Source organism: Mycobacterium sp. 852013-51886_SCH5428379, from assembly GCF_001665575.1.
Classification (GTDB): domain Bacteria; phylum Actinomycetota; class Actinomycetes; order Mycobacteriales; family Mycobacteriaceae; genus Mycobacterium.
Genome location: NZ_LZSU01000051.1, coordinates 160563 through 183447, shown reverse-complemented (window position 1 = coordinate 183447; position 22885 = coordinate 160563). Strand labels below are relative to the sequence as shown.

The 22885-nt window shown below is 68.7% G+C and carries 15 protein-coding genes, 1 tRNA gene and 1 pseudogene; 7 read left to right on the top strand and 10 right to left on the bottom strand.

From position 1 onward, the window contains the following. Positions 1-22: 22 nt before the first annotated feature. Entirely contained in the window at positions 23-427 is a 405-nt protein-coding gene (locus tag A5757_RS20990) for a globin (protein WP_197497404.1), read from the top strand. Between the two features lie 25 nt (positions 428-452). Then, positions 453-2033 (top strand): alpha-amylase family glycosyl hydrolase, encoded by a 1581-nt coding sequence (locus A5757_RS20985; RefSeq protein ID WP_066838198.1) that lies wholly within the window; start codon positions 453-455, stop codon positions 2031-2033. Here A5757_RS20985 and A5757_RS20980 read toward each other — a convergent pair. The 9 genes from A5757_RS20980 to A5757_RS20940 all read right to left on the bottom strand — a co-directional run bounded on the left by A5757_RS20980 (position 2030) and on the right by A5757_RS20940 (position 17788). Next, entirely contained in the window at positions 2030-2689 is a 660-nt protein-coding gene (locus A5757_RS20980; protein WP_066838195.1) for a hypothetical protein, read from the bottom strand. The genes A5757_RS20985 and A5757_RS20980 overlap by 4 nt on opposite strands. Next, entirely contained in the window at positions 2686-3099 is a 414-nt protein-coding gene (locus A5757_RS20975; protein WP_066838192.1) for a thioesterase family protein, read from the bottom strand. Before A5757_RS20975 ends, A5757_RS20980 begins: the two co-directional genes overlap by 4 nt. Then, a complete protein-coding gene (locus A5757_RS20970; protein WP_066838725.1) occupies positions 3096-7892 on the bottom strand; it encodes an NAD-glutamate dehydrogenase in 4797 nt (1598 codons plus the stop codon). Before A5757_RS20970 ends, A5757_RS20975 begins: the two co-directional genes overlap by 4 nt. A gap of 60 nt (positions 7893-7952) precedes the next feature. After that, the gene (gene ettA / locus A5757_RS20965) at positions 7953-9626 is read right to left on the bottom strand and encodes an energy-dependent translational throttle protein EttA (RefSeq protein ID WP_066838189.1); all 1674 of its coding nucleotides are present in this window, start codon (positions 9624-9626) and stop codon (positions 7953-7955) included. Between the two features lie 73 nt (positions 9627-9699). Beyond that, on the bottom strand, positions 9700-10152 hold the full coding sequence (ssb, locus tag A5757_RS20960) for a single-stranded DNA-binding protein (protein ID WP_066838186.1): 453 nt from the start codon (positions 10150-10152) through the stop codon (positions 9700-9702). Between the two features lie 149 nt (positions 10153-10301). Then, positions 10302-12311 carry a cytochrome c oxidase assembly protein gene (locus A5757_RS20955; protein WP_066838183.1) on the bottom strand — a complete coding sequence of 670 codons (2010 nt, stop codon included), beginning with the start codon at positions 12309-12311 and terminating at the stop codon, positions 10302-10304. Between the two features lie 43 nt (positions 12312-12354). Further along, the gene (locus A5757_RS20950) at positions 12355-14694 is read right to left on the bottom strand and encodes a glycerol-3-phosphate 1-O-acyltransferase (RefSeq protein ID WP_156618638.1); all 2340 of its coding nucleotides are present in this window, start codon (positions 14692-14694) and stop codon (positions 12355-12357) included. Between the two features lie 2 nt (positions 14695-14696). Then, on the bottom strand, positions 14697-16313 hold the full coding sequence (locus A5757_RS20945) for an HAD-IB family hydrolase/lysophospholipid acyltransferase family protein (protein WP_066838177.1): 1617 nt from the start codon (positions 16311-16313) through the stop codon (positions 14697-14699). Further along, entirely contained in the window at positions 16310-17788 is a 1479-nt protein-coding gene (locus A5757_RS20940; RefSeq protein ID WP_066838174.1) for a wax ester/triacylglycerol synthase family O-acyltransferase, read from the bottom strand. Before A5757_RS20940 ends, A5757_RS20945 begins: the two co-directional genes overlap by 4 nt. A gap of 160 nt (positions 17789-17948) precedes the next feature. On the opposite strand from A5757_RS20940, the gene A5757_RS20935 reads away from it, so the two are divergent. After that, a tRNA-Arg gene (locus A5757_RS20935) sits at positions 17949-18021 on the top strand. Between the two features lie 430 nt (positions 18022-18451). Here the strand turns inward: A5757_RS20935 and A5757_RS24075 are convergent. After that, positions 18452-19258 (bottom strand): annotated as a pseudogene (locus A5757_RS24075) (PE-PPE domain-containing protein); the annotation flags it as partial. A 204-nt stretch (positions 19259-19462) separates the two neighbouring features. On the opposite strand from A5757_RS24075, the gene A5757_RS20930 reads away from it, so the two are divergent. The 4 genes from A5757_RS20930 to A5757_RS20915 all read left to right on the top strand — a co-directional run bounded on the left by A5757_RS20930 (position 19463) and on the right by A5757_RS20915 (position 22882). Continuing rightward, positions 19463-19963, top strand: coding sequence for a flavin reductase family protein (locus A5757_RS20930; RefSeq protein WP_066838172.1), 501 nt, complete (start codon positions 19463-19465; stop codon positions 19961-19963). Then, entirely contained in the window at positions 19960-20652 is a 693-nt protein-coding gene (locus A5757_RS20925) for a pyrimidine reductase family protein (protein ID WP_066838170.1), read from the top strand. Before A5757_RS20930 ends, A5757_RS20925 begins: the two co-directional genes overlap by 4 nt. Before the next feature lie 135 nt (positions 20653-20787). After that, positions 20788-22119, top strand: coding sequence for an HNH endonuclease signature motif containing protein (locus A5757_RS20920; protein ID WP_066838167.1), 1332 nt, complete (start codon positions 20788-20790; stop codon positions 22117-22119). A gap of 10 nt (positions 22120-22129) precedes the next feature. Beyond that, entirely contained in the window at positions 22130-22882 is a 753-nt protein-coding gene (locus A5757_RS20915) for an enoyl-CoA hydratase (RefSeq protein ID WP_066838164.1), read from the top strand. Positions 22883-22885: the final 3 nt, after the last annotated feature.

Here is a 22885-nt window from a genome sequence, read left to right as displayed (position 1 = left end):
CTCCGCCCGCCGATGGACCACAATGGATCCGGTGAACCAACCAGCGCGGTCGTTCTACGACGAGGTCGGTGGCCACGACACCTTCACCGCAATCGTGGCGCGGTTCTACGAGTTGGTGCGCGAGGACGAGATCCTGCGCCCCCTCTATCCGGAGGACGAGCTCGACGCCGCCGAGGTGCGGCTGCGGATGTTCCTCGAGCAGTACTGGGGCGGTCCGCGCACCTACTCCGATCAACGCGGACATCCGCGGCTGCGCATGCGCCATGCCCCGTTCCGGATCGGCTATATCGAGCGTGACGCCTGGTTGCGCTGTATGCACACCGCGGTCGCCTCGATCGACTCCCAAACCCTCGACGACGAGCACCGCCGTGAACTGATCGCCTATCTGGAGATGGCCGCCGAGTCGATGGTGAATTCGCCGTTCTGACCCGCGGCGAGGACAATCGGCCGGGATGACTTCAGCCGATTCCGCTTCCGCGCCCTGGTGGGCGAACGCCGTGTTCTACCAGGTCTATCCCCGGTCCTTCCGCGACAGCGACGGTGACGGAATCGGCGACCTCGACGGCGTCACCGCTGGCCTGGACTATCTGCAGACGCTCGGCGTGGACGCGCTGTGGCTGAATCCGGTGACGGTGTCCCCGATGGCCGACCATGGCTACGACGTGGCCGATCCGCGCGACATCGATCCGATGTTCGGCGGCATCGAGGCGCTCGACCGGCTGGTGGCCGAGGCACACGCCCGCGGCATCCGGATCACCATGGATCTGGTCCCCAACCACACCAGTTCCCGGCATCCGTGGTTCCAGGCGGCGCTGGCCGCGGGCCCGGACACCGACCAGCGGGCGCGCTACATCTTCCGCGACGGCTCCGGACCCGACGGCATCCATCCGCCGAACAACTGGATCTCGGTGTTCGGCGGTCCGGCGTGGACGCGCATCGTCGAACCCGACGGTGCGCCGGGCCAGTGGTACCTGCATCTGTTCGACCCCGAGCAGCCGGATCTGAACTGGGACAACCCCGAGGTGTTCACCGATCTCGAGAAGACACTGCGGTTCTGGCTGGACCGCGGGGTGGACGGCTTCCGGATCGACGTCGCCCACGGCATGTCGAAACCGGCCGGCCTGCCGGACATGGAGCTCGCCGCGAACAAAATGCTGGCCGACACCGGCGGCGACCCGCGGTTCGACCACGAGGGGGTCCACGACATCCACCGCGGCATCCGGTCCGTTCTCGACGACTACCCGGGTGCGGTCGCGGTCGGTGAGGTGTGGGTGTACGACAACGAGGCGTTCGCGGCGTACCTGCGTCCCGACGAACTGCACCTGGGCTTCAACTTCCGGCTGGTGCGCGCGGAGTTCGCCGCCACCGAGATCCGCGACGCGATCGAGAACTCGCTGGCCGCCGTCGCGCTGCAGAGCGCGACGCCGACGTGGTGTCTGTCCAACCACGACGTCGAGCGCGAGGTCAGCCGCTACGGCGGCGGGCCGACCGGTGTGGCCCGCGCCCGGGCGATGGCACTGGTGATGCTCGCCCTGCCCGGCGCAGTGTTCGTCTACAACGGCGAGGAACTCGGACTTCCCAACGTCGACCTGCCCGACGAGGTGCTACAGGACCCGGTGTGGGAACGCTCCAACCGCACCGAGCGCGGCCGGGACGGCTGTCGGGTGCCGATGCCGTGGTCCGGCGACGAACCGCCCTTCGGCTTCTCCACGACGTCCGACACCTGGCTGCCGATGCCGCCGGAGTGGTCGGCGCTGACGGTGCAGTGCCAGGACCCGGATCCGGAGTCCACGCTGAACTTCTTCCGGCGCGCTCTGCGCGCACGCGGGGAGCAACCGGAGTTCGACGGCACGGCGCTCGAGGAGCTGGCCGTCGACGGCGACGTGCTCACGCTGCGCGCAAGCGGCGGTCTGACGTGCGTGCTGAACGCCGGCGCCGACTCGGTGCCACTGCCCGCGGGCCGGGTGCTGCTGGCCAGCGCCGCACTCGACGACGGGCGGCTGCCCGCCGACGCCGCGGCCTGGATCGTCTAGCGCAGCACCACCGCGGGATCGCCGCGGCGGCGGTAGACCGACCCGTAGCGCGCGTCGATCCGCAACCACGTCGGCAGCACCCGCACCCGCACGATCTCCTCGCTGCTCAGCATCTCGCCCGTCTGCGGCAGGAAACCCATTGCGGTGAGCGCGAATACACACCGCATCGGGATACCGACGGTCTCTGCGCCGGAACTCACTTCGACCACTTCCTGATCCAGCAGCGACGACGGCGGGCCGTGCGCGCTGCCGTGCTCACGCGCCAGCGCGCTGCCGCGCTGCGCCAGGTCGAGGACCGCCCGGGCGGGAACGTCGTCGAGGTGGACGAATCCGGTGTCGGGGGGCAGCACCCCGCGCCAGGCCGAGTCCATCGGAAAACCGGCGTCGACGTAGCCCGACGTGTCCATCGCGGCGAGCCCGGCGATCAGTGCGTCGGCACCGACGCACACGTCCGCCGGCATCATCCGGCCTGCCACCACACGAGAGGCCAGGACATCGAAACCCGTTGCCACCCAGCAGATCACCGAGCTATCACTGCGTTCACGCAGGCGGACCACCGCGGCGGCATCGAGCCGCAGCGCGCGGTCGGCGAACATCGCGAGGTCGTCGCGGTGACTGCGGTCGGCCAGCCAGACGCCACGTTCGGGCGTCCTCATCGCTGGTAGCGCTGTAGGTATTCGCGTTGCGCCGGCGTGAGCCGCACCAGCCGCTGCTCCTCGATGTGCACGGCGGCCAGCTGGGTCTCGGCGATCACCGACGGCTTGCTGTCCGGATCGGCACCCACCGGCCGCACCTCGTAGCCGATCGTGAAGTCCACCGCCCGAACCCGCTTGGACCACATCGTCACCTGCAGCGGTGAGTCGATCAGCCGCAGTTGCCCCTTGTAGCTGATGTTGACCTCGGCGATCAGCAGACCGATGCTGATGATGTCGTCACCGAAAGGCTCCAGCAGGAACGGGATCCGGGCCTCTTCGAGGATGGTGACCATCGTGGCGTGGTTGATGTGCTGGTACATGTCGATGTCGGACCATCGCACGTGCACCGGCGCCACGAATCCTGTCGTCACCCGGAAGACCCCGTTCCACTCGTTCGTGTCATGCTGCGAATCTGGCGTGCGGCCACCGACAGCGTCGCCAGATCGCGTTCGCCGTCCTCGTAGATCTCGGTCAGCGTGCGGCGGGCCCGCGACGCGCGGGAGCTGTTGGTGTGCTCCCACTCCTGGATCTTCTGCTCGCCGGTCTCGTCCGGTTCGCCGGCCGCCAGCACATCGAAGCACAGTGACCGCAGCGATCCGTAGATGTCGTCGCGAATCGCCAGGCGCGCCAACGAATGCCAGCGGTCGCCGCGCGGCAGCTGCGACACCGCGGTGAGCAAGCTGTCGGTGTTGAGGTGGCCCATCAACGCGAAATAGGTGTCGGCCACCTCGGCCGGATCGCGGTCGTCGATGTCGGCGATGTCGATGATGTCGAGCAGGCTGAACCGGTAGAGCCCGGTGGCCACCATGTACGCCAGGTCTTTGGGCGCACCGTGGTTGGCGAATTCGCCGGCCTCCTTGTCGACGATCGCTTCGTCGTCGCCGCGCAGCCACTCCGCCATTCGCGGGGTCAGCGCGGCGACCTTCTCGGCGAAGCGGTTGATCTCGGCGCCCACGGCCAGCGGCTGCGGACGGTAGTTCAGCAGCCACCGGCTGGCGCGGTCGATGAGCCGGCGCAGGTCGAGCGTCATCCGGTCGCTGATGGCCACGGGGAGTCTGTGCCGCTCGCTGGCGTCGCGGATCTGGCGCCAGATGTCACCGACGCCGAAGATCGCGTTGACAGCGACGAAGCTGCGGACGGCGTCCACCGTCCCCACGCCCACGTCCTCGGTGACCCGGTAGACGAAGGTGATGCCGCTGGTGTCCACGACGTCGTTGACCAGCATCGTGGTGACGATCTCGCGGCGCAGCTGGTGTGAGCGGGTGTCCGCGCCGAACTGGTCGCGCAACTTCGACGGGAAGTACCTGGGCAACCGTGCGGCGAACGCCTCCTGGTCAGGCAGGTCGCTGGCGAGCAGATCGTCCTTGAGCGCGAGCTTCACATGCGCCATCAGCGTCGCGAGTTCCGGTGAGGTGAGCCCGATCCCGGCGTCGAGGCGTCGGCGGATCTCCTTCTCGGCGGGCAAGGCCTCCAGTTCACGGTTGAGCCCGCGCTCGCCGGCGAACTCACGGATCATCCGCGCGTGCACCGGCAGCAGGCTGGCGGCGTTGGCGCGGCTGGTCCCCATCAGGTCGTTCTGATCCCTGTTGTCGGCCAGCACCAGTCGGCCGACCTCGTCGGTCATCGACAGCAGCAGATCGGTGCGTTCGTCGGGGTCCACCTTTCCGGCGGTCACCAGCGAGTCGATGAGGATCTTGATGTTGACCTCGTGGTCGGAACAGTCCACACCCGCGGAGTTGTCGAGGGCGTCGGTGTTGATCCGGCCACCGGCAAGGTTGAACTCGATGCGGCCGCGGGACGTCACTCCGAGGTTGCCGCCCTCCCCGACCACCTTGGCGCGCACCTGGTTTCCGTTGACCCGGATCGGGTCGTTGGCGCGGTCCCCGACGTCGGCGTCGGATTCCGTCTCGGCCTTGATGTAGGTGCCGATGCCACCGTTCCACAGCAGGTCGACCGGGGCGCGCAGAATCGCCTTCATCAGCGCGGGCGGGGTCATCTCGTCCTTGTCGTCGTCCAGACCGAGGGCCGCGCGCACCTGCGGACTGATCGGGATCGACTTGTGTTCGCGGGAGTACACGCCGCCGCCCTCGCTGATCAGCGAGGTGTCGTAGTCCTCCCAGGACGACCGCGGCAGCTCGAACAGCCGTTTGCGTTCCTGGAACGACGACGCCGCATCCGGGTCGGGGTCGAGGAACACATGCCGGTGGTCGAACGCCGCGACCAGGCGGATGTGTTCGGAGAGCAGCATCCCGTTGCCGAAGACGTCGCCGCTCATGTCGCCGATACCGACGACGGTGAAGTCCTCGGACTGGGTGTCGACGCCCATCTCGCGAAAGTGCCGCTTGACCGATTCCCATGCGCCCTTGGCGGTGATGCCCATCGCCTTGTGGTCGTAACCCACCGAACCACCCGAGGCGAACGCGTCGCCGAGCCAGAACCCGTAGGACAGCGCCACCTCGTTGGCGATGTCGGAGAACGTGGCCGTGCCCTTGTCGGCCGCGACCACCAGGTAGGCGTCGTCGTCGTCGCGGCGCACCACGTCGGGCGGCGGGGTGACCTCGCCGGTGACCTTGTCCACGTTGTCGGTGACGTCGAGCAGTCCGCTGATGAACAGCTTGTAGCAGGCCACACCCTCGGCGCGGTGCGCGTCGCGGTCCGCGGCGGAGTCACCGGTGGGGACCGGTGGCTGTTTCACCACGAATCCGCCCTTGGCGCCGACCGGGACGATGACGGCGTTCTTGACCGCCTGCGCCTTGACCAGGCCGAGAATCTCGGTACGGAAGTCCTCGAGGCGGTCCGACCACCGCAGCCCGCCGCGGGCGACGTAACCGAACCGCAGGTGTACGCCCTCGACCCGCGGGGAGTAGACGAAGATCTCGAATCTTGGTCTGGGAAGGGGCAACTCGTCGATCAGCCCCGGGTTCAGTTTGAGCGACAGCACGTTGCGGGCGCGGGCCGACTCCTCGCGCGTGACGAAGTAGTTGGTGCGCAGCGTGGCCTGGATCATCGACGCGAACGCCCGCAGCACGCGGTCGGTGTCGAGACTGACCAGGGCGTCGATGTCGGCGGTGACCGCGGCGGCGGCGTCCTGTGCGCTGCGGCGCTCGGTGTTCTCCGACGGATCGAACAGCGCCTCGAAGAGCTCGACCAGCGAGGCCGCCGTGCCGGGGTTGCCGTTGAGGACGGATTCGATGTGGGACTGGCTGTACGGGAAACCGGCCTGGCGCAGGTATTTGGCGTAGGCCCGCAGGACGGTGACCTGCGGCCATGTCAGGCCGGCCCGCAGCACAAGTTCGTTGAACCGGTCGATCTCCATGCGCCCGTGCCAGATCGCCGTCACGGCGTCGGCGAACCGCTCGGCGCTGGCCGCGCGCGCGGACTCGTCGTCGGAGCCCACGGGCATGGTGCGGTGCGGTGAGATGTTGAACCGGTAGATCCACACCGGCAGGCCGTCCGGACGGGTCACCGTGAAGGGGCGTTCCTCGAGTACGACCACGCCCATCGACTGCAGCATCGGCAGCAGCTCGCTCAGCGATGCCGACCGGCCGCCCAGGTACCAGGCGAGCTGCCCGGGCCGGTCGTCACGGCCTTCGGTGAACACCAGCTTGACCGAATCGTCCTGCAACGCTTCGACGATCGAAATGTCGGCGATGGCGTCGAGCGGTGAGATCGCCTGCTTGTAGTCGTCGGGGAACGCGGCGGCGTAGTGGTCGGCGACGCCCTGGCCGAGCGCTTCGGCCTCGACCGCGCCGAGCAGCCGATCGCCCCAGGTGCGAGCCGCCTCGGTGAGCAGCCGCTGGATGCGGTCCTCGTTGTCCTGCGAGACGTCCACGCCACCAGGCTGTGACCCCATGGGCAGCCGGACGGTGAAATGCACCACGGCCCAGGGTGATTCACTGACCCGAGCGGAGTAGTCGATGCTCTCGCCGCCGAGTTCTCGGACCAGGATGTCCTGCATCTCCAACCGCACCGCGGTGGTGTACCGGTCGCGGGGCAGATACACCAGACAGGAGACGAAGTGGGCCAGGCTGTCGGCCCGCATGAACAACAGTGCGCGCCTGCGTGTTCCGAGATCGACGACGGCCATCGCCATCTCGAGCACGTCCTCGGCACGCAGCGCGAACAACTCCGGACGCGGAATGGTCTGGATGATGTCGAGGAGCAGCTGTTCGGGGTGACTGGGATCGCGCTGGGCCATCTGCAGTGCGTCGTGCACACGGCCGCAGATCAGCGGGATGTCGAGCACGTTGGCGTTCATTGCGGCGACGGTGAACAGGCCGACGAAGCGGTGCTCGACGACGGTCCCCTCGCCGGACTGCTCGCGGATGACCACGATGTACGGATAGGTGCCGTAGCGCAGGTAGCTCGGAATGGTCGCCTGCGCCAGTGTCAGCAGCTCACCGTCACGGGTCAGCGGCGGCAGCACGTCTTCCCGCAGCCGCAGCGCGCCGAGGCGGCTCTCCGGCTCCACCGACGAGATTCCGTCGGTCACCGGGCAGCGCTGACAGCCCAGCAGGACGAAGTGCCCGTCGGCCAGCCAGCGCAGCAGTGCCGCCACGTCCTTGCGGTCGGGGGCGGAGAAGCGCTGTTCGTCGGTGTCGAGAGCGTCGGCCAGCGACTGCACCGCGGCGACCATCGCGTCCCCGTCGCGGACGATCTGGCGGGCATCGGCCAGGATCGGCGCCAGCAGCCGCTCGACCTCGTCGATGGCGTGCCGATCGGCCGTCCGGGCCAGCTCGACGTGGATCCACGCCTCCCCCGCACCGTCGCCGCCACCGGGGCGGACGTCCTGCAGCTCCCCGGCCTCGTCGCGGCGCACCTGGAACACCGGGTTCATGATCGCGCGGTACGCGACGCCGAGCCGGTGCAGCAGCACGGTGATCGAGTCGAGCAGTATCGGCCCATGGTCGGTGACGATCTGCAGCGCCGGACCGAAGCCGCCCGGGTCGTCGGCGTCGTAGCGCTGGACGAGCGTCTCACCGTCGCGCCTGCGCTGCGCCAACCGCCGGTGCGCCTCGATCAGTTCCTCCGGCACCGTTGCCTCGCCGGACGACTCCGTCTGCTCGACGGCGCCATCGGGGGTCGGCCCGCCACCATGCGATCCGCGGTAGGTCGCGCGGTAGGCCCGGGCCATCTCGTCGGTGCCGGCGCTTGTTGCCGTCATGGCGACCACTCCTGACTCACACCCGCAGGCGCCCGTCGTTGGACGCCGGCAGGAGCGACCTTAGTCGCGCGTCAGGCGGCGGTGGGTGACCCTGTGCGGGCGAGCGGCATCGACACCGAGTCGTTGCACTTTGTTCTCTTCGTAGGCCCCGAAGTTGCCTTCGAACCAGAACCACTTCGCCTCGTTGGTCTCGTCGCCCTCCCACGCCAGGATGTGCGTACAGGTGCGGTCGAGGAACCACCGGTCGTGGGAGATGACCACCGCGCAGCCCGGGAACTGTTCGAGCGCGTTCTCCAGCGACGACAGCGTCTCCACGTCCAGATCGTTGGTCGGCTCGTCGAGCAGGATCAGGTTGCCGCCCTCTTTGAGCGTCAGCGCGAGGTTGAGCCGGTTGCGCTCACCGCCGGAGAGCACGCCCGCCGGCTTCTGCTGATCGGGTCCCTTGAAGCCGAACGCCGACACGTACGCCCGCGACGGGATCTCGTTCTGGCCGACCTCGATGTAGTCCAGGCCGTCGGAGACGACCTCCCAGACGTTCTTCTTGGGATCGATGCCCGCCCGGTTCTGGTCGACGTAGCTGAGCTTGACCGTGTCGCCGACCCGCACGGTGCCGCTGTCCGGCTGTTCGAGACCGACGATGGTCTTGAACAGCGTCGTCTTACCGACACCGTTGGGGCCGATCACGCCGACGATGCCGTTCCGAGGCAGCGTGAACGAGAGGTCCTTGATCAGGGTGCGCCCCTCGAAGCCCTTGTCGAGGTGCTCGACCTCGACCACCACGTTGCCCAGCCGGGGCGGGGTGGGGATCTGGATCTCCTCGAAGTCGAGCTTGCGGGACTTCTCGGCCTCCGCGACCATCTCCTCGTAGCGGCCGAGGCGGGCCTTGTTCTTGGCCTGCCGCGCCTTCGCGCCCGACCGCACCCAGGCGAGCTCCTCCTGCAGCCGCTTGTGCAGCTTGGCGTCCTTGCGGCCCTGCACCGCGATGCGGTCCGCCTTCTTCTCCAGATAGGTGGAGTAGTTGCCCTCGTAGGGGTAGGCGCGACCGCGGTCGAGCTCGAGGATCCACTCCGCGACGTTGTCGAGGAAGTACCGGTCGTGGGTGACGGCCAGGATGGCGCCCTTGTAGGCGGCGAGGTGGTTCTCCAGCCACAGCACGCTCTCGGCGTCGAGGTGGTTGGTCGGCTCGTCGAGCAGCAGCAGATCAGGCTTGCTCAGCAGCAGCTTGCACAGGGCGACGCGACGCTTCTCACCACCGGAGAGGTGGGTGACCGGCTCGTCGGGCGGCGGGCAGCGCAGCGCGTCCATCGCCTGTTCGAGCTGCGAGTCGATGTCCCATGCGTCGGCCGCGTCGAGCTCCTCCTGCAGCGCGCCCATCTCCTCCATGAGCTCGTCGGAGTAGTCGGTGGCCATCAGCTCGGCGACCTCGTTGTACCGGTTGAGCTTGCCCTTGATCGGTACGCCGTCCTCGACGTTCTCCCGGACGGTCTTGGTCTCGTCGAGTTTCGGCTCCTGCATGAGGATGCCGACCGACGCACCGGGCGCCAGGTAGGCGTCGCCGTTATTGGGCTGGTCCAGGCCGGCCATGATCCGCAGGACGCTCGACTTACCCGCCCCGTTGGGGCCGACCACGCCGATCTTCGCGCCCGGAAGGAAGTTCAGATTGACGTCGTCGAGGATGACCTTGTCGCCGTGCGCCTTGCGGACCTTGCGCATCGTGTAGATGAATTCGGCCATTGCCGTGGTGTTGCCTTTCTCAAATGCGTACTTGTCGTGCCGCGGGCCCCATCCTAGGCGCGGCCGGTTGACGCTAGGCGCTCAGTGGCAGCGCCTCGGCGTCCTCAGCGGTGTCGGACGGGGTTTCGTCGTCGATGACCGTCGCCTGGCCCGGTGCCTGCTGCTCGGCCTGCTGGCGTCGATCGAGACGTGCGTTGCACCGTGCCAGATCGGGTCCGACGGCGGTGGCGCGGACCTCGACCGACGAGCGGCGGTTGCCGTCGCGGTCGTCGTACTCGCTGGTGTGGATGTGTCCGACGACGATGACGGGATCGCCTTTGACCAGCGCTGCGCTCGCACCGGCGACCACCCTGCCCCAGCAGGTCACCGTGACGAACAACGAGTTGCCGGGCTCCCAGGTTCCGTCGCCGGTACGCCGCCGCGAATTGCTGGCCACGCGGAACCGGACCATCTCCTGGTCCCCCACCCGGCGGTGGACGGGGTCGGTGACGATGTTGCCGACGACGGTGAACGGTGTCTCGAACATGGTGTCTTCCTCTCGCTCTTCTCGGATGCGGCCGTTTCTCGACGGCGCCGCTGGGCTCCATTCACCCGGAGCGCGCCGACGGGAGAGGGGCCGCGGCGCGGCAGAAGGGGCCACCTGTGGATGAACGAGGCGCTGGGGACAACCCCGGGTCAGTCGCCGTCGCGGCGCGCGAGTTCGGCGAGCATCGCGTTGTAGGCGTTGAGCTCGGCGTCCTCGTCGCGGTCCGCGGCGCGGTCCAGCCGCTTGGCAGTGCGCTGGTCGCTGCGCCGCCACTGGATGAGCAGCGCGATGAGCACCAGGACCAGCGGCACCTCACCGGCCGCCCAGGCGATGGCACCGCCGAGTTTCTGATCGGCCAGTAGATCGTCGTGCCAGGGCAGCTGCAGCGACCGGTAGAACGGCTCACCGAGCACCGACTGGGTGCCCATCAGCACCACGCCGAAGAACGCGTGCAGCGGCAGCGAGGCGAACACGATCCCGAGCTTGGCGAGCTGCGGAACCGGCCGCGGCGTGGGATCGACGCCGATGACGACCCAGTAGAAGAGGTAGCCGCTGAGCAGGAAGTGCACGTTCATCAACACGTGCGCGGCGTGGTCGTTGACCGCGGCGTCGAAGATGCCGCCGAAGTAGAGCCCGTAGAACCCGGCGACGAACAGCACCAGCGCCACGATCGGGTGCGTCAGGACTTTCGAGACCCGGGAGTGCAGGGCGGCCAGCAGCCATTCCCGAGGTCCGGGGGGCTGGCCGCGTCCAGCGGTCGGCAACGCGCGCAGCGCGAGAGTGACCGGCGCGCCGAGGACCAGGAGCACCGGCACGAGCATGGACAGCAGCATGTGGGCGACCATGTGCACGCTGAACATGGCGGGCATGTAGCGCCCGAGCCCGGAGGACGTGGTGATCAACAGCGCCGCGCAGCCGAGCAGCCAGGCCAACGTCCGCCCCGCGGGCCAGGCGTCGCCCCGGCGCCGCAGCCGCCGCACCCCGAACAGGTAGACCAGCGCCAGCACGATTGCCGCCGTGCCCAGGATCAGATCGAATCGCCAGTCGAACATCAGCCGGGACACCGTCGGTGGGCCGTCGAATCCGTATCCGACGGCGACCTCGGCCGGGCTCGGCTCTCGGTTGGGCGGTGGCGGCGGGGTGCGGCCGAGGCCGACGGCGACACCGAACGTCACGCCGAACAGCACGGCCTCCATCAGCGCCAGCCGCATCAGCGGCCCCCGCGCCTCGGGATCGGCCTGCAGCGCGGCCACCCCGCGGCGGCGCTGCTGCCAGCCCAGTGCGCCGAGCAGCACGAGCGCGACGACCTTCGCGACCACGAGTCGGCCGTACGTCGTCTGCACCAGCTCGGCGGGCGTGATCCGCACCAGCGCGTTGATCAGGCCACTGAGCGCCATGGCCACGAAGCACCACAGCGCAACCGCCGAGAAGCGCCGCGCCGCCACGTCGGCGTGTGCGCCTCGGCGCAGCGTGAGCGCGAGCAGGGCCAGCAGCCCGCCGGCCCACAGCGCGCCGGCGACCAGGTGGACGACCAGGCTGTTGGTGGCCAGATCGTGGTCTCCGCCGGAAGACGAATGGCCGGTCAGGGCGAGCGGCATGAGCGTCAGGAGCGATCCGGCCAGCAGCGGGGGCGTCCACGCCCAGCGCAGCACCGGCATGCTGACCAGCGTCACGACCGCGGCGAGCAGGGCGGTCCACCGCCACGCCCCGGCGATGTCGACCAGGCCGGCGATCGACCAGATCTGCAGTGGGTCGAGGTGGTCGCGCAGCGGCTGACCGGAGACGTCGGAGACGGTCAGCGGCACGAGGAGGACCGCGCAGACGGTCCACACCGCGGATGCGGCGGTGCCCAGCCGCAGCGCCCGGTACCCCGAGGCGTCGAGGACGCCGGTGGACTGCGGCGGCACCAGGAAGGCCGCGCACAGGAACGCCCCGACGGCGACGACGGCGGCGATCTCGCCCGCCGCGCGCACGAACGGCAGGCCGTACGTGGTGACCGGGCCGGGATTCGGCAACCCGGTCGCGGTCAGCGCGTCGGCCAGCGACAGTGCCCCGATGCCCGCGGCGGTCGCGCCGGCCAGCACGGCGACACCGAACAGCACCGGCCACACCGGAGTGGTTCGGCGGCTGGTGCGCGCCTTCTCGGCGACCGTGCTCATGTCTCCAGCGTATGGCGTGTTCGCCGCCACACCGCAGAGCGGTTCACGCCGTCGTCAGGCCGCGGCGCAGCTTCTCCCGTTCGAAGAACTGCTCGCGCGAATACCGTTCGACCTTGTCCATGTCCGCGAGGACCCCACGCAGCTCGTCATGGAACGCCGACCGGCGCGCGCCCAGCTGGGGTGAATCCTCGAGCAGTCCCTGATCGGCGGCCACCTGACGGGCGGTGGTGAACAACAGGGCCGATACCGACTCGGCGCTGCGGACCCGGTCCTGAGCCACATACTGGCGTCCGATGCCCATCGCCCGATCGATCAGGTCCTTCTCGTCGATCTGCGCGGGCGCATCGCAGAGTGCGTCGGCGACGATCTCGTAGGCCTCGAAGAAGGGCCGCAGCATCGCACCCGCGATCAACGGGCGCTTGGCGCGCAGGAGCGCGTCGATCTGTTCTCCGCCGGCCGCGACGTGCGACTCCCAGTCCTCGTGCCAGGACATCTCCTGGGCCAGGCGTTCGCGGAACGTCGCGGAGTCGGCGAAGTAGAAGTCGAATTTGAGCAGATCACGCAGTCGCGCGGCCTGCGTCCAGAACGCCTCCAGCCGGTCACCGTCGGCGCGGGCGGCGTACGCCAGCGCCAGTTCGACGATGGACGTCTCGAGGAATGCGTGAATGAGGGTGTTGCGGTAGAACGCGGCCTGGTGCTCGTCCTCGGCGGCGATGTACCACACCGGTTCTCGGCCGCTGTCCACCCGCGTGACCGGATGGCCGTTCGACAGGGCGTCGACGGCGGCCTGCACGCCTTCGAGGGTGCGCAGCCGCAACGCGCTGTTGGTCAGCGGCCAACCCATGCGCATCAGGTAGTCCAGCGAGTCCTGCAGCGGGTGGTGCAGCTGCTCGAGGGTGAGTGCCACCCTGCGGGTCGCCAGCAGCAGCGTCGACACCAGTGCGGTGGCGTTGATCGGGGTCACCTGCAGGATGCGCCAGGCCACCTCGAACGCCATCTTCTGCATCGCCAGGCGTTTGGCGGCCTCGTCGGTGGCGATCGGGCCGCCCGGCTCGCCGAGGTACTGACGCATCGACACCGCCTCCGGGAAGCGGACGTAGATCTTGCCGTAGCTGCGCTCCCCCTGCGCCTTGATGTAGTTGTACAGCCAGCTCAGACCCTCAGGCGTCTTCTCGCCGCCGCGCGCATACGCGGCGTACTCGGCGATCTCGTGCAGCTGGTCGAAGCTGATCGACACCGGCTGCAGCAGGATGTCGTCGCTGCGCCCGGCCAGGTAGGCATCGGCGACGTAGGCGAGCAGCCCGAGCTTGGGCGGCAACATCTTTCCGGTGCGCGACCGGGTGCCCTCGATGGACCAGCTGAGGTTGAACCGCTTTTCGACGACGTAGCCGACATACTCTTTGAGGACGTACTTGTACAGCGGGTCACCGGTCACGTTGCGGCGGATGAAGATGACCCCTGATCGCCGCAGCAGCGGGCCCATGAAGCCGAAGGACAGGTTGATACCGGCGAACATGTGCACCGGTGGCAACCGGTTCTCCTGCATCGCCGCCGGCACCACCGCGCCGTCGAGATAGGACCGGTGTGAGAACAGCAGTACGGCGGGATGGGTCTCGAGATCGTGCCGCAGCCGGGCGATCTCGGGCTGGTCGTAGTCGAAGTTCGGGTCGAACCCGCGCCGGGTGATGAGCCGGCTCAGGTTCGGGATCAGATCGACCGAGACCCGGCTCCAGCCGGTTGCCAGCTCGTCGAGCATCTTGCCCGCTTCTTCGACGGTGGCGCCGGGGATCTTCTCGAGTCCGGCCCGGAACCGGTTCGACGCCAGGATCTCGGGTTTGACCAGTCGGGGTGATTTGTATTCGGGTCCGAGCAGCCGGTACTCGACGCGCTCGATCGCCAGGGTCGCCCGGCGCACGACGAAATGCGCGAATTCCCGGGGGTTTTCGGCGACGGTGTGTTCGCTCCACTGCTGGCGCAGCTCGGAGACCTTCGCTGGTTCGCCCGCGATCACGCGCGCCCGCGACCGGTCCCGTCTGAGGATGCGCCGTTGCAGCATCTCGGGCGGCCGGTAGGTGTCCCGGCCGGAGATCAGAGCCACCACCTTGGATCGGGTGGGCAGGCCGGCGGGCACCCAGAAGACCCGGACCGGAACCACCGTACGGCCCTCGTCGGCCTCGAGCTCCTCGACGAGCGCGGCCAGCACGGTCGGCGACGGGTCGTCGTCGACGGGTAGCTGCACCACATCGACTTTCGCGCCGGGGTTTTGGCGGCGCTGCGCCTCCAGCCATTCGTCGAGCAGTTTCACCTCGGCCGGTGACGAGGCGGCAGCCAGCACCAAGGTGTCGTCGGTCGTACTGAAGCTCGCGTAGTAGTCCTCGGGCATTCTCACGGGCGGCCTTCCGCGGCGGACTTCGTGTCCCCGGCCTTCTTCTGGGCCTTCTTGGGCGTCTTCCTCGGGCTCTTGGCCGGAGTCTTACCAGGGGGCGCCTTCTTCTCCCGCGCCTCCTTGTACAGCGCGGGTTCGGGCAGCGTGCCGTGCGGCCAGGCCTTGAGGGTGTCGAGGTAGATCTTGCGAACTTCCTCGATGCGCTCGGGCAGTTCCTCGAGGGTCCAGTCCTCGGTCGGGATCGGTGGATACACCGCCACGTCGACGGTGCCGGGATTGAACGTGCTGGAGTCGCGGGCGGCGACCACCTCCGCGTTGCGGATGACGATCGGCACGATCGGTATGCCGGCCGCCATGGCGATACGGAACGGGCCCTTCTTGAACTCCCCCACCTCGTAGGTGTCGAGCCGGGTGCCCTCGGGAGCGATGAGGATCGAAATACCCTTGCGCGCCAGGTCTTCCACCTTGCGCAGGCTCTCGATCGCGGCCTGCGGGTCGTCGCGGTCGATGAACGCCGCGTCCATCACCTTGCCGATGGTGCCGATCAGCGGATCGTTCTCGAGTTCCTTCTTGCCGACCGACGTGAAGTCGGTCTCGACCAGCCGGCCTGCGATGAGTGGGTCGGCCTGGTTGCGGTGGTTGAACAAGAACACGGCGGGCCGCTGTGCCGTCAGGTTCTCTTGGCCGAGCACGTTGAGGTTGATCCCCGCGGTGGCCAGTAACAGCCTGCTCCAGTTCGACGTGAAGAAGTTGACACCGAGGCGCCGATTGCGGGTCAGCACGCCCAGACCGATCGCGGTGGCGGCGACCGGCATCAGCGAGGCGACGCCCGCCACCGTCCGCAGCTGCGAAATCGGGCTGCTGCCACTGCGACTGGTGAACCGCAGCACCGGCCACCCGCGCTTGGCGGCGACCGCGGCCAACTTACCGGCCGGGTTGGTGGGACGCGGATTGCCCACCAGATACATCAGCGCGACGTCCTCGTCACCGTCGGCGTAGAAGTAACTCTTCGACAGGTCGACACCGTTGCGGGCGGCGAAGGCCTGCACCGCATTCGCCTTACCGGGTCCCCACAGGATGGGCCGGAGCACCTCGCCGGTGATGAGCCCGTCGTCGTCGGTCTCGAACTTGTTGCTCAGCACGTTCTCGATACCGAGGAACTTCGCGACCGGCTCGACCTGCACCGTCAGCGCCGACGAACTGAGCACCACGGTGTGTCCGCGGGCCATGTGGGCGCGCACCAGTTCCCGCATCTCCGGATAGATCCGGTTGCGTACGTGCTGCATGAACAACCGCTCGGCCAGCTCGTCGATGTCGCTGAGCGAGCTGCCGCGCAACATCCGCGCGCCCTTGCCGATGAGGTCCTCGAACTCCGAGCGGCCGAGTTGGTGGTTGAGCCCGGCCTGCACCATGCCGATGAACTCGCCGACGCTCATCTGGCGGCGGCGCAGCCGGTCCTGGGTCATGATCACGCCGGTGAAGCCCGCCACCAGGGTGCCGTCGAGGTCGAAGAAGGCGCCGACCTCGGGCCCCTCAGGGGCGGCCATGATCTCGGCGACCGATCCGGGCAGCCGGAGGCTGCGGGGATCGGACTGCCGGTCGTCGTCCGGACTCATTGCGGCGCACTCCCATTCGATGAAGTGGTGGGTAGGTCGGCAATGGCCGCCGGGGCGGCGCGGCCGGGTCCGCCCAGCGCCAGCACCTCGTCGAAACCGTCGAGCAGGCAGCGGGCGAACAGGTCGGGGTCGGTGATCGAGGCGCGGTCGTAGCGGGCGGTGACGGTGCAGTACCCCGAGCGCGACACCAGCACCACCATCATGGCAACCCCGGGCAGCGGCCCGATCCCGTACTGGCGCAGCACTTTCGCCCCGGCGATGTAGGTGTCGCCCGCGTAGACGGGCACGTTGCTGGCCTGCACGTCGGAGTTGACGACCGAACCGGCCATAGTCTCCAGGATCTGGTCGGGCAGCAGACTCGCGATCGGCGCGACCGCGCCGATCATGTCGAGCGCACGCTCTTCGCGTTTGCGGGTCATCTGGGCCCGCACCTTCGCGACGCGCTGCTTGGGGTCGGTCACCCCGATCGGTGCGGCGAGGTTGATGCCGACGAAGCGGTTGCCGCCCGCGGGGTCGGCGTCCGAGCGCAGACTCACCGGTACCGCCATCGGCAGGCGCGCCACCGGCACGCCGAGCGCCTCGTGGTACAGCCGCAACGCCCCGCACAGACCGGCGAGATAGGCGTCGTTGATGGACCCGCCGGCCGCCTTGGCCGCCTTGTGCAGGTCGCTCAGCGCCATGTCGATCGCCTCGCTGCGCGTCGAGAGGCTGCGTCTGCGCAGCAACGGGGACGGTTCGCCGACGGAGCCCATCACCCGCGCGCTCGACCGGGCGTAGTCGACGACACCGCCGACGCTGGACACCGGGTCGCGCACCACTCGGCCCAGGGCGCCGACCGCGCCGCCGACGGCGCCGCGGGCCACGCCGAAGAGCGTCAGCGGGAGCCGGTTGATGCCCTGGCGCATCAGATCGTTGGGCGAGAGGTCCTGCGGGATGGGCAGTGGGGGCACCGGCTGGCTGGGCGGGTCCCGCTCGAGGTCGTAGACGCTGGCGAACATCTCCACACCGCCGACGCCGTCGGTCACCGCGTGGCTGAAGTGCAGCAATGTGGCGGCTCGGCCGCCTTCGAGCCCCTCGACCAGGGTGGCCGTCCACAGCGGCCGGCTGATGTCCAGTGGCGACTGCAGCGCGATCTCGGCGAGATCGATCAGCTGGCGCATGTTGCCGGGGTCGGGGACGCGTACGCGGCGGACGTGGAAGTCCAGGTTGAAGTCGGGGTCGACGACCCAGCGGGACGCGACCGTCGGCAACGTCGGCATGACGACTTTCTGGCGCAGTCGCAGCACCTTACGGGAGGCGAACTCGAAGCGGTCGCGGAAGCGGTCCCAGTCAGGCGTGGTGTCGAGGATCTCGACGGTCAGGATGCCGGAGCGGGTACGCGGGTTGGCCTCGCCGCGATGCAGGATCTGATCGAATGGGCTGAGCTCCTCCGGAAGCCCCGCCGCGTCGAGTTCCGGCACATCGCTCGTCGCCACCCTGTGTCCTCCTCGTCTTGCCGTGACCGCTGCCCACACGCTAGTCCGCGGTCCTGTGACGGGGGCAGCGTTTGCGTTGCGGGTGTCAGCGGCGGACCGTCGCGGGCGGCAGCTCCGCCCATCACGCAGTCGACGGTGCATTGGCTAGAGTGGCTGCGCTGCCTCCGTAGCTCAGCGGATAGAGCAGCCGCCTTCTAAGCGGTTGGTCGCAGGTTCGATCCCTGCCGGGGGCGCTTTCCCGGGTGTGGTCTCGGCCGACTTCTCCGTTTCTACGCCGGCGTTCGCACGCTTGGGCCGAGATTCGTCCTGGTCAGGCGGCGTCACATCTGCTTCGACTTCCCGCTCGGCCGCCCGCCGAGCCTCGCGGTCTTCCCGGAACGGCACGTCGGGCTTGCCCGCCGCGACTTCCGGCTTCGGCGCCCTCGCTGGCCCACCGACCCCGTACATACCCGCCGACGTCGTCCGCAGGGGGCGACCCATCCCCGAGGCCTCCAGACCGTCGTCGATACCGACCGGAATCGCCTTCAGAACGTCAGCCAAGCCCCCAATCGGGTCTGGGAGACGCAGAGCCGCCGGCGTCATCGCGCCCGGCGGCTTCTCGCGGTCGTAGCCCTTCTCGACGATCACCCGCAGCGGGGCGTCCAGCGCCAGCAGCAGCGGACGCGGCACCCCCAAATCCTGCAGAGGACGCAGCAGCGGCAGAAGGTCGGTGCCGAACGTGTAGTACACGGTGTCGCCATACCGCGTGACGTCGGTGTCGGGGGCGCCTTCCGCCAGTGCGTCGGCCGGCACCTCGTACTCGTAGCTTCCGTGTAGATACACCATGCCGGCGATGGCGTTCAGACTCGCCAGGACATTCTGGGGATACACCGGGAAGTCGGACCATCCGTCGTACTGCCGGGTCAGATCGTAGGTGGTGATCTCCTCGCCGCCCCAGCCCGCATTCGTCGTCGGCGTCGGACCCGACAGCGGGATGTCCAGGCCCGGGATGGTGAAACCCTGGAAGCGAGAGAGGATTCCACCGTTCGGTCGGCTCGGATTCGACAGCAACACGTACCCGATGTCCGGATGGACACCAGCCGCCTTGTACTGACTGACGACGACGGCGCCCTGCGAATACCCGTACACGACGATGGTGTCGTCATTCGGGGCGATCCCTTTGGCGGGATCACCGCGTCGTTCCCTTTCGATACGCGCGTCCAACTTTGCGAGACCGCCCGCCACCGAGGCGCCGTAGGTCAGATCGCCGAACCCGCCGTGGGAGAACGGCCAGAAGTCGCCGTCGTATTCGACCTCATCGCCGGTGGCCGGATCGTCGTCGTCATCAACGGTCAAGCGGGTGCCGCCGAAGGTGTTCGCGAGCACGACATTCGCGAATGCGACGAACGTGTTGTCGTCATCGGTGTAGTAGCCGATCTTGGTGCCGCGCAGGTAAAGCGCCTGCGCCGCCAGGTCCACGGGCGCCGACATCACCGACAGCGGCACCGGTTTCACCGGCGATACGACCATGACGATCGCCCCCAGGGGGATCGCCACGGAGACCCCCATCGCCTGCCACATCCTGCGCATCAGCGGCTCCTCCGCTACCGATGGTCCTCTCCTTCCCGGCTCCGCGGGGGCGAATGGTGAAGGCCTACCCGACCGGGATGCGCGGTGACCGGCGATACTGCACGGATGCCGGATTCAAGCGGGGCCGAGTCGTTCGAGGCGCTGGTCGCCCTCCTGGACTATCCGATGTTCGTGGCGACGACGCGGGCCGGGGACGATATGGCCGGATGCCTGGTCGGGTTCGCCAGCCAGACGAGCATCGACCCGCCTCGCTTCCTCGTCGGCCTGTCCAAGCGCAACCGGACGTTCCGAGTGGCCGAGGCGGCGACCCACCTCGCCGTGCACGTGGTGTCCCGGGACCGGCTCGAGCTGGCCCGCCTCTTCGGCGGTGAGACCGGCGACGAGACCGACAAGTTCGCGCGGTGCGCCTGGCACAGCGGCCCGGAGGGTCTGCCGATCCTCGACGACGCGGGGGCATGGTTCGTCGGCGCGATCGGCCGCCGCTTCGACCTCGGCGACCACGTCGGCCATCTGCTCGATCCGGTGGCCGGAGAGTCGCCTCACGACTTCGGAAACTGGGTAACCTTCGCCGATGTGCGGGATCTGACACCGGGACACGACGCATGAGCAGTCCGCAACTCGCCTTCGTCGGCGGCCTCGACGAGTTGATGCCGTACTACGCCGACGCCCCGAAGGGCCTGCGTGCCAACATGATCTTCAGCGCAGACGGCGCGGCTGCCTTTACCGGGCGCGCCGGACCGCTGTCCGATCCGGTGGATCAGGCGCTGGTGCGCGAGCTCCGCGGCTTCGCCGACGTGGTGCTGGTCGGGGCCGGGACCGCCCGCGCCGAAAGCTACGGCCCGGTGCGGCTCAGCGCGATGCCGATGAACCGTGTCCTTCCGCCCATCGCGGTAGTCAGCCAGTCGGGCAGACTGCCCGAATCGCTGTTCGCCGACCCCGCGCAACGTCCCATCCTGGTGACCAGCGCCCGGGCAGCACGCGAGCACGGACTGGAGGACGACGAACGCCGCGACGTCCTGATCGCCGGTGATGACACCGTGGACGTGGTTGCGGTCGTCGATCAATTGCACGCGCGCGGCAGGCACCGCATCCTCTGCGAGGGCGGTCCGACGCTGCTCGACGCGCTCACCGCTGCCGATCTGATCGATGAGATGTGCGTGACGATCGCGCCGCGGCTGGCGGGGGTCCAGGACATCGGGCATGGGGCCGGTGCGCTGACCGCCCCGACGGCGATGAGTCTGAATCACGTGCTCACGCATGCGGACTATCTGTTCCTCAAATACTCCCGGGTGTGATGCCGGCTCCCTCCGCGCCGCGAGCGTGCGTGTCTGCACGCGACACGCCGCGAATAGTGGGCATTTTGCGCACGCTCGCGGGCGGTCGCCCACCGTCGACCCGAAGTGTCGGTGGTTCGCACTAGTGTTCGAATCATGGACAGGGAAGCTCTGCAGTCGGCGCTCGGGCGGTGGGACGCCGCTCGCGCCGAGCTGGCCGCCTTCCCCTACGAATCACTGACCACCACCGAACGACTCGCGCTGGTCGAACGCCTCGAACGGTCACAGCGCCACGATTTGGCGCTGAGCCACACCGTGCTCGCGGCCTTCGCCGACGACGCCGACCCGCGGATGTTCGGGGAACGCTCGCTGCGCAAAGTCGTCGCCACCCGGCTGCATCTGACGGAGAAGGACGCCGGGAACCGGTTGCGCGACGCCGCCCAACTCGGTCCGCGGCGGACACTCACTGGCGAGCCATTGACGCCGGAACTGGAACACACCGCCGCAGCCCTGGCCGGCGGAGACATCGGTGCTGCGCACGTGGGCGTGATCCAGAAATTTCTCGACTCCCTGCCCGGCTGGGTCGACGCGGTCGCCCGCGCCGAGGCCGAGCAGACCCTCGCCCGCGTCGCCGTGGGGTTGGACGCCGAACAACTCGGTAAAGCCGCCGACCAGCTCTACGCGCTGATCGATCCCGACGGGGCCGAACCCAACGAAGAGCTGCAGCAGCGCAAGAGGTATCTGCGTAAAGGCAAGCAGCAGCGTGACGGCATGACCCCCATCCACGGGCTACTCGACCCCGAAACCGCCGCCCTGCTCGACGTCACCATCGCCACCCACGGTGGCCCCAGCACCGACGCGAACGGCCTGGCCGACACCCGCACCGAAGGCCAACGCCACCACGACGCCCTCACCACCACCCTGCGCGACGCTGTCGCCGCCGGGCAGGGCGGCACGGTCAACGGCCTGCCCGCCACCATCGTGGCCACCACCACCCTCGACGCGCTCGAGAAGGCAACCGGCTACGCCGCCACCGCCGGCGGCACCCGCCTCCCGATCCGCGACCTCATCCAGATGGCCGGCCATGCCCGCCACTACCTCGCCGTCTTCGACAACCACCACAAAGAAGTCCTCTACTTGGGTAGGGCGAAACGCTGCGCCACCACCGCCCAACGACTGGCCCTGTTCGCCCGCGACATCGGCTGCACCCGACCCGGCTGCACCAAAGCCGCCTTCGACTGCCAAGCCCACCACGGCGTCAAGCCCTGGGCCGCAGGCGGAAAGACCAACATCGACGAACTCACCCTGGCCTGCACCCCCGACCACGCAACGCTCGAGGACACGGGTTGGACCACCCGCCGCCGCAACGGCCACACCGAATGGACCCCACCACCCAAACTCGACACCGGACAAACCCGCATCAACCACTACCACCACCCCCAGCGCTACCTCGAAACCGAGGACGGCGACGACGACGAGCCTGACTAGGCTGGGCCGCGTGTCTGATTCGGTTCTGGTGCAGGTCGACGAACACGTCGCTCTGATCACCGTCAATGACCCCGACCGTCGCAACGCGGTCACCTTCGAGATGTCTGCTGCATTGCGGGCGGCGGTCGAGGGGGCGGAGGCCGACCCCGACGTGCACGCGGTGATCGTCACCGGCGCGGGTAAGGCGTTCTGCGCCGGAGCCGATCTGACTGCCCTGGGCGAGGCGACCGCTGACGGGCTGCGGCGGATCTACGACGGGTTCCTGGCCGTCGCGCACTGCACACTGCCGACGATCGCCGCGGTGAACGGCGCCGCGGTCGGCGCCGGCCTCAACCTGGCCCTGGCCGCCGATGTACGGATCGCCGGCCCGCACGCCCTGTTCGATCCCCGATTCCAAAAACTGGGTATCCATCCCGGCGGCGGCGCGACATGGATGCTGCAGCGCGCGGTCGGCCCAGAGGTGGCGCGAGCGGCACTGCTGTTCGGTAAGCGATTCGACGCGGAATCAGCTGTGCGACACGGACTCGCGCTGCAGATCGCCGACGATCCGGTCGCTACTGCGCGGGAACTCGCCGCCGGACCCGCGGCGGCGCCACGCGAGGTCGTGCTGGCCACGAAGGAGTCGATGCGGGCGACAGCCAACCCGGGCGCGATCGACATCGACCAGCATCGCATCGCGGTCGACACCGAGCTCGGGCCGCAGGCGCAATCCATCGAGTCGCCGGAATTCGCCCGTCGCCTGGCCGCCGCGAAACGCAAGTAGCCG